The 14,515-nt window shown below is 42.3% G+C and carries 14 protein-coding genes; 2 read left to right on the top strand and 12 right to left on the bottom strand.

Going from position 1 to position 14,515, the window contains the following annotated elements:
* Positions 1-190: 190 nt before the first annotated feature.
* The 4 genes from murB to AC3E8G_RS04700 form a co-directional block, all read right to left on the bottom strand.
* Positions 191-1,093 carry a UDP-N-acetylmuramate dehydrogenase gene (gene murB, locus AC3E8G_RS04715; RefSeq protein WP_490677141.1) on the bottom strand — a complete coding sequence of 301 codons (903 nt, stop codon included), beginning with the start codon at positions 1,091-1,093 and terminating at the stop codon, positions 191-193.
* Between the two features lie 134 nt (positions 1,094-1,227).
* Positions 1,228-2,154, bottom strand: a complete 927-nt coding sequence (locus AC3E8G_RS04710) for a hypothetical protein (protein WP_490677140.1) — start codon at positions 2,152-2,154, stop codon at positions 1,228-1,230.
* A 158-nt stretch (positions 2,155-2,312) separates the two neighbouring features.
* Positions 2,313-3,188, bottom strand: coding sequence for a homoserine kinase (gene thrB, locus AC3E8G_RS04705; protein WP_490677139.1), 876 nt, complete (start codon positions 3,186-3,188; stop codon positions 2,313-2,315).
* Between the two features lies 1 nt (position 3,189).
* On the bottom strand, positions 3,190-4,476 hold the full coding sequence (locus tag AC3E8G_RS04700; RefSeq protein WP_490677138.1) for a homoserine dehydrogenase: 1,287 nt from the start codon (positions 4,474-4,476) through the stop codon (positions 3,190-3,192).
* Positions 4,477-4,724: 248 nt separating this feature from the next.
* On the opposite strand from AC3E8G_RS04700, the gene AC3E8G_RS04695 reads away from it, so the two are divergent.
* Positions 4,725-5,648: a polysaccharide deacetylase family protein gene (locus AC3E8G_RS04695; RefSeq protein ID WP_490677137.1), complete on the top strand. Its 924-nt coding sequence runs from the start codon at positions 4,725-4,727 to the stop codon at positions 5,646-5,648.
* 57 nt (positions 5,649-5,705) lie between these two features.
* Here the strand turns inward: AC3E8G_RS04695 and AC3E8G_RS04690 are convergent, their stop codons facing one another.
* The 8 genes from AC3E8G_RS04690 to AC3E8G_RS04655 all read right to left on the bottom strand — a co-directional run bounded on the left by AC3E8G_RS04690 (position 5,706) and on the right by AC3E8G_RS04655 (position 13,445).
* Positions 5,706-6,662, bottom strand: a complete 957-nt coding sequence (locus tag AC3E8G_RS04690) for an ABC transporter permease (protein WP_455166151.1) — start codon at positions 6,660-6,662, stop codon at positions 5,706-5,708.
* A gap of 2 nt (positions 6,663-6,664) precedes the next feature.
* Positions 6,665-7,720 (bottom strand): ABC transporter permease, encoded by a 1,056-nt coding sequence (locus AC3E8G_RS04685; protein WP_048687948.1) that lies wholly within the window; start codon positions 7,718-7,720, stop codon positions 6,665-6,667.
* Positions 7,713-9,245 carry an ABC transporter ATP-binding protein gene (locus tag AC3E8G_RS04680; protein ID WP_006596012.1) on the bottom strand — a complete coding sequence of 511 codons (1,533 nt, stop codon included), beginning with the start codon at positions 9,243-9,245 and terminating at the stop codon, positions 7,713-7,715. The genes AC3E8G_RS04685 and AC3E8G_RS04680 overlap by 8 nt, the downstream gene beginning before the upstream one ends.
* Before the next feature lie 137 nt (positions 9,246-9,382).
* On the bottom strand, positions 9,383-10,438 hold the full coding sequence (locus tag AC3E8G_RS04675) for a BMP family lipoprotein (protein ID WP_006596011.1): 1,056 nt from the start codon (positions 10,436-10,438) through the stop codon (positions 9,383-9,385).
* Between the two features lie 78 nt (positions 10,439-10,516).
* The gene (locus AC3E8G_RS04670) at positions 10,517-10,906 is read right to left on the bottom strand and encodes a cytidine deaminase (RefSeq protein ID WP_490677136.1); all 390 of its coding nucleotides are present in this window, start codon (positions 10,904-10,906) and stop codon (positions 10,517-10,519) included.
* Positions 10,893-11,555 carry a deoxyribose-phosphate aldolase gene (deoC, locus tag AC3E8G_RS04665; RefSeq protein WP_490677135.1) on the bottom strand — a complete coding sequence of 221 codons (663 nt, stop codon included), beginning with the start codon at positions 11,553-11,555 and terminating at the stop codon, positions 10,893-10,895. Before deoC ends, AC3E8G_RS04670 begins: the two co-directional genes overlap by 14 nt.
* A 22-nt stretch (positions 11,556-11,577) precedes the next feature.
* The gene (locus AC3E8G_RS04660) at positions 11,578-12,855 is read right to left on the bottom strand and encodes a pyrimidine-nucleoside phosphorylase (protein WP_490677134.1); all 1,278 of its coding nucleotides are present in this window, start codon (positions 12,853-12,855) and stop codon (positions 11,578-11,580) included.
* A complete protein-coding gene (locus AC3E8G_RS04655; protein WP_490677133.1) occupies positions 12,852-13,445 on the bottom strand; it encodes a class I SAM-dependent methyltransferase in 594 nt (197 codons plus the stop codon). Before AC3E8G_RS04655 ends, AC3E8G_RS04660 begins: the two co-directional genes overlap by 4 nt.
* 95 nt (positions 13,446-13,540) lie before the next feature.
* Here AC3E8G_RS04655 and coaA point away from each other — a divergent pair, with 95 nt between their 5' ends.
* Positions 13,541-14,461 (top strand): type I pantothenate kinase, encoded by a 921-nt coding sequence (coaA, locus tag AC3E8G_RS04650; protein ID WP_061564125.1) that lies wholly within the window; start codon positions 13,541-13,543, stop codon positions 14,459-14,461.
* The last annotated feature ends 54 nt before the right edge of the window (positions 14,462-14,515 follow it).

The following is a 14,515-nucleotide window of genomic DNA, read 5'->3' as shown; positions in this document are numbered from 1 at the left end:
CTTTTTCATGCGTTTCCTTCTGAGACCAACCAACTAGTCTCATAGGCTGACGAGCAGACTCGTCAGGCCACCAACACCTCTCGGGGACTTATAAGACTGCCCCACCTATTTTCGGTATCGATAGGCACTCACCCCCCTTCTAAAGTAGGAAGGGTCTACCCTAGAGTAGCCCCTATTCCATCTCGAACCGTTAAACTTTCCCAATAATACGGACTTCTCGCTCCAAGGTCACCCCAGCTGATTTGTCAACTGTCGCAATGACATGGGCAATCAAATCTTCATAATCTTTGGCAGTACCATGATCGACATTGATCATAAAGCCGGCATGCTTTTCAGAAACCTCCACACCACCAATTCGATGCCCTTTCAGTCCAGCTTCACTGATCAACTGTCCCGCAAAATGCCCGACTGGACGCTTGAAGACAGAGCCACAAGACGGGTATTCGAGGGGTTGTTTCATCTCTCTCAAATGCGTCAAACGAGCCATTTCTTGATCGATCTGATCATAATTACCAGGTGCTAAGGCAAATTTAGCCGAAATAACTACGTCACCGGTTTCTTGGATCTTGGAATGGCGATAGCCAAAAGCTAATTCTTCTACTGTTAAGGTTTTAATTTCTCCTTCTGACGTCAAGACCTTACACGATTGGAGAATATGGGCAATCTCCCCACCATAGGCACCAGCATTCATATAGACAGCACCACCAATGCTTCCAGGGATCCCACAAGCAAATTCAAAGCCTGTCAAGCTATGGTAGCGGGCTACGTGAGTCACATCGATCAGCTTAGCACCCGCCTCTGCTTCAATCACATAGCCATTGACCCGGACGTCATGGAAATGATCAAACATGATCACAAAACCTTCAATCCCACCGTCACGGACGATAATATTGGAAGAATTTCCCAAGACCATCCAAGGAATCTCCTGTGCATTGGCAAAGGTGACAATTCGTTTTAATTCATATTGATTGCGAGGAAAGGCCAAATAATCTGCCGCTCCTCCGACCTTGGTATAGGTGTATTGTTTGAGTGGCTCATTGAACAAAATCTCAATACCAGCCAACTCCTCTTTGATTTGCTTTAGGATTTCCATCTCACAACTCTCTTCTATACGTTATCTTATCCATTATAACAAAAACCAGCCCACTTTTCGACTCAGAAGTAAAAAAACAGAAGCAGCCAAAAGACTGATTCTGTTTTAAATTTTTTTAACAATGGTTAATTGAATTAGCCAATCTTACGTGCAATGCCACGTGTTTTATGAGTGGACAAGGCTGAGCTAATCGCAACCCCACCCCCAATAATGGTAAAGACTGCCAACATGAAGAAGTTAAAGAAGTAATTATCAGGAGTTTGTCCACTTAGAACAAGGTTATTGATCAAATCAAATCCATCACTAAAGTCGACTCCAAGTTGTTTAACTGCTTCTAAAGCGTAGTCAAATTGGTGCACGAGAACGATAGTGACTAACAAGAGAATGCTAGAAATAACTGCTCCAAGTTTACTAAATTTCTTCCCTAAGATTTCATAACCTTTGACAACACAAATGCCAAGGATAAAACCAGCATAAAAAGCTACGTAGCCGAGGCGAGCAATGAAAAGAGTAACAGCTCCTCCAATAATGGCACCAATAAAGGCACCGACAGTTCCAAGGAGGACATTTTCTTTCTGACTATTATATGAATCTGTTTCAATTTTTAGTTGGGAACTGACAGTTTGGAAGCTCTCTTCGTTCATCAAGAAGAGGGAATCTCCAATCTGGTAGAGACCAATCGGTCCTTTTTCACCAGAGTGACCACAAACAGTGTAGAAGCCATTGGTTTGCAAAAATTGCAGAATTTCTGTTAAGGCTTGACGAATGTTTTCAATCGTTTTTGCTTTAGTCATTCCAGCTTTTACAGTGAAAGTTGTGACATATTGGTTGAGGCTAATGCTCTTCAAAACAGAAGAGTCTTTCACCATTTGATGCAATTGAGCAGCTGCTTCTTCTGCATCATCACGCGACACAGAAAGTGCAATGGTAAAAACATTTTTTGTGTCAGTTTCACTCAGTAAGAAGAAATAGCCAGAATTTTCCCCATAAATAGATGAAGTTTCAGGATCATACTGGAATCCAAGTTCCGTAGCAAGTTGATGACGTTCAAAGTCTTTCATTAGAATTACAATCTCCTTTACAATTCTATCTATCTTTCGAATAATTGTTTATTATCCTAAAATAATTTGATAGACAAATAATTTATAGAACTATTTTATCATAGATAAATAAAATTAGATAGACTAATTTAGCCTATCTAATCATTTTTTTCATTAAATCAAGATTCACTCTTCTCTACCTTCACACCAGTTGTGTCAATTTTCAAAGAGAAGACCTGACCATTTAAACCCTTAGATTCCAAGTCTTTGACAAAGGCTTCTGCATGTTCAACAGGGAGCAAGGTCATGATAGTTGGCCCTGCACCAGAAAGGTAAGTGGCATAAGCATCGTGTTGATGTGCAACTTCTTTCACCTGAGGGAACTCTACAACCAACTGTTGGCGGTAGCGTTCATGGAAGCGATCTGCTTCAATAGCTTTTCCTGCGACTCTTAAGTCTCCCTTAGCAAGGGCAGCAATGGCCACGTTTGCGATTGAGCTAGCTGCAACAGCCTCCTTGTAAGTCCACTCACTTGGAAGGACATTTCGACTATCGCTGGTCTTGAGTTCGTAATTGGGAACAAAGGCTACCAAAGTACATTCAGGGAAGGCAAGGAGCAAATGATTGGTCTGCTGATCCACATAGCTTGCTACGACCAGATTTCCAAAAATGGCTGGCGCTACGTTATCCGGATGACCTTCGATTTTTGTCGCAATTTCTAGTTTTTCTTCATCACTTAGGGATAATTTGCCCAGTTGATTGGCCAACTCAATCCCTGCTACGATAACAGAGCTGGATGACCCCAAACCACGCGCCAAAGGCACTTCACTGGTCATCTTGAGACGATGAGGAGGCAAAGCAGATGAGACTTGGAGAGCAGTCTGAAGCAAGAGATTCTCTTCATCGTTTGGAATCTCCTCTCCTAAATCGTGTTCAATCCACCAATTTTCTTGCGCTTCTAGCACATCAATGGTCAAATACTTAGAAACAGCAATCCCAACAGAATCAAATCCTGGCCCTACATTGGCACTAGTCGCTGGTACTGTAATTCTCATCTTATTCTCCCAATACTTTAAAGGTATTCAAGAGTTCGAAATTCGGCTCTGAATCCAGTTTTTCAACCAAGTTCTTGAATTGTGTCTGGTTAACTTGGTGAGTAATGATCACGACGCTTGCATAGTTGCCATCTGAGTCTTCTTGGAGGATTTGCTTGAAGGAAGCTCCTTCTGCATTAAAGATCTCCGCAAGACGCAAGATTTGACCAGTCGCATCTGGTGCCTTGATTGAGAAATAGTAGTTATTTTTCACATCTTCTGGTTTAGCCAATTGAAGAGGGCGGCTGTATTCATTGAAGGCTTTACCGATCGTTCCTTCTTTTAGACGACGGACAATGCGCACAATATCAGCTACGACACTTGTCGCAGTTGGTTTTTGACCAGCACCTGGTCCGTAGTACATAGACTCACCAATCCCGATCGATTCCACATAGACCGCATTCATAACGTCGTTCACGCTAGCAAGCGGATGTTCTTTTGGAAGGAAGGTTGGCGTCACTTCTGCTGCAATCCCTGACTCTGTTTCAACAATGGATCCGACCAGCTTGATGACATAGCCAAGACTTTGAGCGACCGAGACATCTTGTGGAGTGATCTGGCTGATTCCTTTATGACCCACTTGATCAAATTGGATGTTCATCCCAAAGGCAAATTGGCTCAAGATTACCATCTTGTAGGCAGCATCGATCCCTTCGACGTCATTGGTTGGATCACTTTCAGCGTATCCTAGGCGTTGCGCTTCTGCTAAAGCATCTTCATAAGTCCATCCTTCTTCGACCATTTTTGTCATCATGAAGTTGGATGTCCCATTAACAACACCAAGCACTTTGGTCACCTTGTCTGAGGCCAAAGAATTCACCAAGGTGCGAAGGATTGGAATTCCACCAGCCACAGCAGCTTCATAATAGAGGGCTACTTGGTGTTTTTTAGCAATCTCTAGCAATTCACTTCCATGAACGGCAAGAAGGTCTTTGTTAGCAGAAACCACATGCTTACCAGCTTCCAGAGCACGGGTGATAAAGGTTTTCGCTGGCTCGATACGGCCCATCAACTCGACCACGATGGCAATGTCCTTGTCTTCAATGATCTCATCTACATTGGTCACAAAGTTATAGTCATGGCCAGCCACTTGCAAGCTTTCTTTTTCCGCATCATCGCGAACCAAGACCTTAGCAATCTTAATCTCATCTTGAGCAGCTTGGCTGATCTTCTCGTGGTTTTCTTTTAATAAAAATGGTACGCCACTGGCAACAGTACCAAATCCCAGTAAGGCAATTTTAACAGACATGTTGGTCTCCTTAAAAATCTAATATAGTCTATTATATCAAAAACAAACCCCTTCTGACTAGTTCTATGGCCTTCTTCCTCTACAAGAACTCTACTTTCTCTGATTTAAATCTTCTCACTAAACCTACTAGCAAGCCATTCCTTCAAAAGTCAAGGAGATTCCCCAAAATTTTACTCCATTTGTAACTTTGTCTTGAAGAGATTTCCTGCCCCTATGATATAATGATAATGAGTTAGAAAGGGGTCTCTATGAATCACCGAAAAAGACGTGTACCAAAGAAAATACGCTTACTACTTATTTTAAATGCTTTTCTGCTATCTTGCATCTTCATTTTAGGCTTTCTCCTATTGAAACGGGGTCCTAGCACTCCCGTTGCTGACAAGCAAGAAACAAATACAAGTCAGACTATGAGGCAGGAAGAAACAAATACAAGCCAGTCTACGAAGCAGCAAGGCTCTACTACTAAATGGGTAAAACAAGATCAACCTGTAAAAATCCCTATTCTCATGTACCACGCTGTTCACACGATGGCTCCCTCTGAAGAAGCCAATGCGAATCTCATCGTGGCACCTGAAACCTTTGAAAGTCATCTCAAAGCTCTTAAAGAAGCTGGTTACTATACCTTGACGCCTGAAGAAGCTTATCGGGCACTTACTAAAAATGAACTACCTGAAGGGAGAAAAGTCGTTTGGTTGACCTTTGATGATGGAATTGCTGACTTTTATACCATTGTCTATCCTCTCCTACAAAAATACCAAATGACCGCAACCAACAATATCATTACTTCTTTTTCTGACGAAGAAAGACCCAGTGTTTTAACCTTCGATCAGATCAAAGAAATGAAAGCGCAAGGTATGACCTTTGAAAGTCATACGGTATCTCACCCAGACTTAGCCCAATCAGATAGCTCTCGTCAGGAATCTGAACTATCAAATTCCAAACAAGTACTAGACAACAAACTCAACCAAACTACTACTACCATTGTCTACCCAGCCGGTCGCTACTCTGACGTCACCATGGAACTAGCAAAAAACAATGGCTACAAAATGGGCTTAACGACCAATAATGGACTAGCTAGTCTAGACGATGGTCTCTACTCACTAAAACGGCTGCGGATCTTACCGACTACGACAGCTGAAAACCTACTTGCAGAAATGCAAACCAATCCATAAGCACAAAAAAGCACGAGTCCGAATGACTCGTGCTTTCTTTCTCCATAAGGGAGGCTTTTATTTCGATTTGATGTAGTTCACACCATCTGCTTTCGGTGCAACCGACTTACCAAAGAAGGCTGCTAAGACGATGATGGTCAATACATACGGAGCAATACGAAGGTAAACTCCTGGAATATGGGCAAGGAAAGGAATCTGCGTAGACACAACCGCCAAGGCTTGTGAAAGTCCAAAGAATAGACTGGATAGCATGGCACCGATTGGACTCCATTTACCAAAGATCATGGCCGCTAGGGCGATAAATCCTGGTCCCACAATGGTAGTTGCAGAGAAATTGACAGAAGCAGATTGTGCATACAAGGCACCACCAACTCCTCCTAAGAATCCAGAGATGAGCACACCATAGTAACGCATGAGGTAAACATTGATACCGAGAGTATCCGCAGCTTGTGGGTGTTCACCAACTGAGCGTAGGCGAAGACCGAATTTCGTCTTAAACATGATAAACCATGCTACAAATGAAAATCCAATCGCTACATATCCCATTAAACTAGTATTCTTGAAGAAGATATCACCAATGACAGGGATATCAGACAAGAAAGGAAAATCAAACTTACCAAATGACAAATCGATATTGTTGGTTTGACCTTTTCCGTAGATGGCTTTAACCAAGAAGACGGCTAAGGCCGGAGCCAACAAGTTCAATACCGTACCACTCACCACATGGTCAGCACGGAAGTTAATAGTCGCTACCGCATGGATAGCAGAGAAAATAAGACCAACCAAACCACCTGCAAGGAGAGATAACCAGATTGTCATGCCTCCAAGAGAGCCAGCAAAAGTCAAGTTAAACACGACTCCTGTGAAAGCTCCCATAACCATGATCCCTTCCAAACCGACATTAACGACACCAGCATGTTCGGAGTAGGCACCTCCGATACTAGTGAAAATGAGGGGAGCAGCATAGACCAGCATATTCGATACAAGAATCGTTAGTATAGCAACAATATTCATCCTTACTCTACTCCTTTCATTTGTTTTTTAGGCTTGATGTATTTTTCGATAATATAGTGAGCACTTACAAAGAAGATGATCGAAGCTGTCACAATATTGACAAGTTCTGGTGGAATAGTCGCTGTGGTCATACCTGGCGCACCTGTTTGCAAGGTTCCAAGCAAGAAAGCAGCAAAGACAATCCCAATAGGGGAATTGCTAGCAAGCAGAGCCACTGCCATCCCATTAAATCCAACAGCCAAGGAACCAGCTTGAACATAAACGTTCTGGAAGGTACCAATCCCTTCTACAGCTCCACCGATTCCACAGAGGGCACCTGAAATCACCATAGAAAGAATGATGGTGCGTTTAGCTGACATCCCTGCATAGTCTGAAGCATTCGGGTTGAGACCAACGGAACGGATCTCAAAACCAAGTGTTGTTTTCTTAATAATGAACCAAATAACTGCAACAGCAATCAAGGCGATAAAGATACCGATATTCATCCGTGATTTAGTCAATTCCGTCAGAAAGCCTAAGCGATAACTTGCATTTGCCCCGACTGTAATACTGGATTCAGAATCGACCATGAACTTTTTAGGGAAGTTCCGGATAATTTCATTTCCAGCAAACAGTACGATGTAGTTCATCATAATAGTAACGATGACTTCACTTGTCCCCAAAAATGCTCGCAGAAGTCCTGGAATCAAACCAATGAGACCGCCGGCAATTGCAGCCACAAGGACCGTCAAAGGAATCATTAGGATACGCGGAATATCTGGGAAGGACAAAGCAAACCATACTGCCGCAATCCAACCAGCTAAGGCTTGTCCTGGTAAGCCGACATTGAAAAATCCAGCTCGACTGGCTACCGCAAATCCGAGAGCGATCAAAATCAGCGGCCCCATTGTACGGAAAATTTCACCCACATTTTTAATGGAACCAAAAGCTGTCTTGAAGAGTTCTTCATAACCCCAAAGAGCATCATAACCAAAGATCCACATGATAATGGCTCCGAGGATGATTCCTAGGATTACAGAAATAAAAGGAATAGCAATTTGTCTTGTATTTTTATTCATTTGAAGCCTCCTTGATTTCTCCACCAGCCATTAGAATACCAAGTTCTTGTTTGTTGGTCTCAGATGGCTTCACAATACCTTGGATTTTTCCATCATGAATAACAGCAATCCGGTCTGATAGATTTAGAATTTCATCTAATTCGAAGCTGACAACGAGGACGGCTTTCCCTTTATCACGTTCACCAATCAAACGTTTATGGATGTACTCAATCGCACCAACGTCCAATCCACGTGTCGGTTGGCTAACAATCAACAAATCTGGATTCCGATCAACTTCACGAGCAATAATGGCCTTTTGTTGGTTTCCTCCTGATAGAGCACTTGCTGGCACAATCTCGTTAGCTGCACGAACGTCAAATTCTTCCATCAACTTGCGGGCATAGGAATTGATTTGATTGTAATTCAAGACACCATTTTTGCTAAGTGGTTCTTTGTAGTAAGTTTGAAGTGCGATGTTTTCAGAAAGCATCATTTCGAGCACAAGACCATCACGATGACGATCTTCAGGAACGTGGCTGACATTCATTTCAGTAATCTTACGTGGGGAAAGGCCAACAACTTCTTGTCCCTTAATTTTGATACTACCTGATTTGACTTTGCGAAGTCCGGTAATAGCCTGGATCAATTCACTCTGACCGTTCCCATCAATCCCTGCAATCCCGACAATTTCGCCTGCGCGAACATCAAGAGATAGCTCTTTGACCGCAGGAACACCACGGTTTTCATTCACGACTAAGTCAGAAATTGCAAGAACCACTTCTTTAGGCTGTGCTTCTTCTTTTTCTGTTACGAAAGAAACTGAGCGCCCAACCATCATTTCTGCCAAATCTTTATTGGTAGCACCTTCGATACCAACGGTTTGAATAGATTTACCACGACGAATAACTGTGACACGGTCTGCAACGGCACGAATTTCATCTAGTTTGTGAGTGATAAGGATGATAGATTTCCCTTCTTTAACAAGGGTTTTCATAATTTCCATCAACTCCAAAATTTCAGCAGGAGTTAACACTGCAGTAGGCTCGTCGAAAATCAGAATATCAGCTCCGCGATAGAGTGTCTTCAGGATTTCTACACGTTGTTGAGCCCCAACAGAAATATCTTCAACCTTTGCTGTAGGATCCACAGCCAAGCCGTAGCGTTCTGATAACTCAAGGATATCTGCATTAGCTTTTTTCAAATCTAATACTCCTTTATTAGTAACTTCGCTACCAAGAATGATATTTTCTGCAACAGTGAAAGCTTCCACCAACATGAAGTGCTGGTGAACCATCCCGATCCCTAGGGAAGCAGCCTTTGAAGGAGAATCTAGTTTTTCAGACTTCCCATTGACCACAATTTCTCCGCTCGTTGGTTCCAAAAGACCAGCCAACATATTCATCAGGGTTGATTTCCCAGCTCCATTTTCACCAAGAAGTGCATGAATTTCACCTTTACGCAATTCGAGGTTGATTTTGTCGTTTGCGACAAATTCACCAAAGATTTTGGTAATTTCACGCATCTCAATGACGTTTTCGTGTGCCATTCGAATATTCCTTTCTAGAAAACTATATTTTATTTCAGTAGGACCTGCTAAACGAGTTAGTAAGTTCTATTGAGACAAAATGTCCCAACACCTCATAAAAAAGCGACCCAAGAAGGATGGATCGCTTCCGGAAGGTTTTATTTCTCAGGTGCTTTTACACTACCATCGATAATTTGTTTTTTAGCATCTTCTACTGCTTTTTTAGCATCTTCAGAAAGATTAGAAGTTGTCAAATCAACACCACCATCTTTCAAACCAAATGTGATCACTTTTCCACCTGGGAATTTGCCATCAGCAGTTTGAGTTGCGATTTCTTGAACAGTTTTACCAACTTGTTTCAAAGTAGAAGCCAATACGAAGTTAGATTCTTTACCATCTTTTGAAGTGTATTTACCTTCGTCAACTTGGTCACGGTCTACACCAAGAACCCAAACTTTTTCGTCTTCATTTTTCTTCTCGTTCAAGTCTTTTGCTTCCTTGAAGACACCAGCTCCCGTACCACCAGCAGCTTGGTAAATAACGTCTGCACCTGCAGCGTATTGTGTCGCTGCAATAGTTCTACCTTTTTCAGGGTTGTTGAAGTCTTCAGCATATTGTACGTCTACTGAAATGTCTTTGTTTACAGACTTCACGCCTGCTTCAAATCCTTTTTCAAAACGAGTGATAACTTCACCACGTGCTCCACCGATAAAACCAACTTTGTTAGTCTTAGTTGTTTTGGCAGCAGCAACCCCTGCAAGGTAAGCAGCTTCATTATCCGCAAAAACAGCAGATGCTACGTTCTTTTTGTCGCCTACAACAGAGTCAATGATAACGTAGTTGATATCAGCATTTTCATCTGCAGCAGCTGTAACAGCTGGAGCAAGTTTGTAACCAACACCGTAAACTAATTTGTAGCCGTTTGTAGCAGCTTGGCTAAAGTTATTTGCAAAATCTGCTTCACTTGTAGATTGGAAATAAGTGAATCCGTTATCTTTAGAAAGACCGTTTTCTTTACCCCAAGCTTGTAGACCTTCCCATGCAGATTGGTTAAATGATTTATCATCAACACCACCTGTGTCAGTAACGATAGCAGCTTTTAAATCAGTTTTTGCATCTGAAGAATCTTTGCGAGACGCACGATTTCCACATGCAGCAAGTCCGATTGCAGCGACAGTTACTAGACCTAGGCCTAACCATTGTTTCTTGTTCATTTCTGAACCTCCTAAATAAGATATGCAACTAAGTTGCGGATTAATGAAAGGGTCAATAGACCGCCTTTACAGAAGCTACTAGGTAAGATCTGTAAAGGAATATGGAAGCAATTCCTTGACCGTCATCACGACCGTCGATTTATCTTTGGCTACCAGAGTAACCGGTAGGTCTGGCTCGAAAAATTCAGCCATCACCTGGCGACAAGCACCACAGGGCGAAACTGGTTTTTCCGTCTGACCATAAATAATTAATTCCTTAAATGAACGCTCTCCTTCTGAAACAGACTTAAAGATGGCTGTCCGCTCGCCACAATTGGTCAAGCCGAAGCTCGCATTTTCAACATTAACGCCTGTATAAATCTTCCCCTCATCTGTCACAAGAACAGCTCCAATTGGAAAATGAGAATAAGGTACATAAGCATTCTCACTTGTTTTTACAGCTAGGTCAATCAACTCAGTAGTCGCCATGGGCTACTTCTCCCTTCATGATGGCTACTCCAGAGGAAGTGCCGATTCGGTTAGCACCCGCTTGGATCATGGCTTGTGCATCCTCATAGCTACGAGTACCTCCAGATGCTTTCACTCCCATATCCGGTCCAACAACCTGGCGCATGAGGGCAACATCCTCAACAGTTGCTCCTCCAGTAGAGAAACCAGTTGAAGTTTTGACAAAGTCTGCTCCTGCCAATTTGGCAATCTGGCAAGCCACTACTTTTTCAGTTTCAGTTAACAAGCAGGTTTCGATTATCACTTTTACCAAGCGATCACCACTTGCATCTACAACAGCCTGAATGTCCTCTTCTACTAATGTCAGATTTTTTGATTTCAAGGCACCGATATTGATGACCATATCGATCTCATCGGCTCCATTTTGGATGGCATTTTGAGTTTCAAATGCTTTAACAGCTGGTGTATTTGCGCCAAGAGGGAAACCAATCACTGTACACACTTTTACATTTGAATCCCGAAGTCCTTCTGTAGCGAAGTTGACCCAGGTCGGTTGGACACAAACACTTGCAAAATCATATTCTTTCGCTTCTTCGATCAAAGCCTCGATTTGTTCTTGTTGTGCATCAGGTTTTAATAATGTGTGGTCAATGTATTTGTTTAATTTCATTAATGAATCTCCCTCAAACGAATTACGAAACAATTTCAATAATTTCTGAAACGCTTACAACCTTGTCTAGTATTTTAACATTTTTTTGGAATTCTGCAATGGTTTTTTGACTAATTTCTAAATTTGTATAAATAGTTGCAACAAGGTCCCCTTTTTGAACAGGATCCCCAACTTTCTTAGCAAAAACAATCCCTGTTTCATAGTCTAAATCATCTGATTTAACTGCTCTGCCAGCCCCAAGACGCATAGCGAAGAGTCCGTGTTCCATCGCAGGCAAGGCTGCAATATAGCCATCCTCTTCTGCATAGACAGGCACTAGTTCTTTTACCTGAACTGGACGATAGAGATCTTCTAAATCTCCCCCTTGAGCAAGGACCATTTCTTCAAACTTATTCAGAGCTTTGCCAGCTGTCAGATGTTGCTTGATTTCTTCCAAGCTAGCCGTTACCCCACCAAGCTCCAACATAATTTGAGCCAATTCACAAATGAAGTGGGTCACATCTTCTCTGCCTTTGCCTTGAAGAATATCCAAAGCTTCAAGAATTTCAAGACGGTTCCCGATGCTGGTTCCCAATGGCTGACTCATATCTGTCAAGACGGCAATGGTCTTGCGACCGACAGCATTACCCAGATCCACCATGGTACGAGCAAGTTCACGCGCCTCTTCAATGGTCTTCATAAAGGCTCCTTCTCCAACGGTGACATCGAGAAGGATGGCATCTGCTCCAGCCGCAATCTTCTTACTCATGACGGAACTGGCAATCAATGGAATTGTATCCACTGTCGCCGTCACATCCCGAAGCGCATAGAGAAGCTTATCCGCCATGACCAATTGGTCAGACTGACCGATAACAGAAAGACCAATCTCTTGAACTTGTTTAATAAATTCTTCTTGGGTCCGCTCAATTTGGAATCCTTTAATGGATTCTAGCTTATCAATGGTCCCACCTGTATGTCCAAGACCACGACCACTCATCTTGGCAACTGGAACGCCAAAGCTAGCCACTAGTGGTGCCAGTACAATCGTTACCTTGTCTCCTACACCACCTGTTGAGTGTTTGTCCACCTTGATGCCTTTAATAGCGGAAAGGTCGAATTGCTCCCCTGTCTCTACCATCTTCATGGTCAAATCTGAGATTTCTTGAGTCGTCATCCCCTTGAAATAAACCGCCATGGCAAAGGCAGCCATTTGATAATCAGGTACTGTTCCCGCCACATAGCCTTCGATCAGCCAATGAATCTCATCTTTACTCAATTCAATGCCATCCCGTTTTTTCTGAATGATATCTACAGCTCTCATGTGACTTTTTCACTCCTTAAAATATAATATCCCTTGTCTTTTTTGAGGATTTCACAATTCCCAAAGACTTCCTCCATTTTGGCCTTCGCACTTGGAGCACCTTGCTTTTTCTGGATGACAATGGTTAAGTCTCCCCCAGGATTCAAATGGTCAAAACTCCCAGAAAGTACTTCATGAACTACCTTTTTCCCAGCCCGGATGGGAGGATTACTGATAATATGATCAAAACTTTCCTCAACCTGATCATAAACATTGGATTGGAAGATAGTAGCTTCGACCTGATTTAAAGCTGCGTTTTTCTGAGCTAGATCTAAAGCCCGTGTATTGACATCTACCATAGTCGCACGGATCCCTTGGGCCTTAACCAAAGAGAGACCAAGTGGACCATACCCGCAACCAACATCCAAAACCGTCTCTCCTTGCTGGAAGGACAAACAAGATAAAAGGACCTGGCTACCAAAGTCGATCATTTTCTTACTAAAAACACCGGCATCCGTCAGAAATTTCATCCGCTCCCCTAGAAGAACCACCTGTAACTCATGGATATCATGTTGGGAATCTGGATGTTCGTCATAGTACATTTTACTCATATTAGCATTATAGCATAATTTAACCTATTTTTAAATCGTTTACAGAAGATCTCAAAACTGATATACTAAAGGTCACTATGGAGGAAAGGCTTGCAATGGATAAAGAATTTCTACACTTCGAAAAAATCAATCGACAAACTTGGCAAAATCTCCACCGGAAATCAACCCCTCCTCTATCTGAAGAGGAATTGAATTCAATCAAGAGTTTTAATGACCTCATCAGCTTACAAGATGTAACAGATATCTACTTACCCTTGACACATCTGATTCAAATCTACAAAAAAGCGAAAGAGGATTTAGCTTTCTCAAAAGGCATTTTTCTCCAACAGGAAAGTAAAAAACAACCTTTTATGATTGGAATTTCAGGGAGCGTGGCTGTCGGCAAATCAACGACTAGTCGTCTCCTTCAAATCCTTCTTTCTCGGACCTTTTCCGGTTCTACTGTTGAATTGGTGACCACCGATGGCTTCTTGTATCCCAACGCCACCTTGATTGAACAAAACATTCTCAATCGCAAGGGTTTCCCTGAAAGTTATGATATGGAGCTCCTTTTGGATTTCCTCAACCAACTCAAAAATGGTCAAAGTTATCAAATCCCTGTCTATTCTCACGAGATTTATGATATCGTCCCTGACCAGAAGCAAACCATCCAAGCTGCGGACTTCATTATCGTTGAAGGGATCAATGTCTTTCAGAATCCTCAAAATGATCGGCTTTATATGACTGACTTCTTTGACTTTTCCATCTATGTGGATGCTGAGGTTGCCAATATTGAGTCCTGGTATATCGATCGCTTTAAAAAGTTGTTAGACCGTGCGAAAGATGACCCAAGCAACTACTACCACCGCTTTACTAAGCAACCTGAAGAAGAAGTCCTCGCCTTCGCTCATCAGGTATGGGAGTCGATCAATCTCTTAAATCTAAAAGACTATATCGAGCCCACCCGTAACCGAGCCGAACTGATCCTGCACAAATCTGCCAACCATGAGATTGACGAAATCTATCTCAAGAGATAAGAGTTTTAAGACAAAATGATCTTTAAAAAATAGCGATTCGAAGAAAAATTAGTT

The sequence above is a fragment of the Streptococcus sp. SCPM-O-B-15294 (M123) genome (assembly GCF_058200455.1).
Note: the sequence above shows the minus strand (reverse complement) of the source record. Positions and strands in the feature narration are given on the sequence as shown.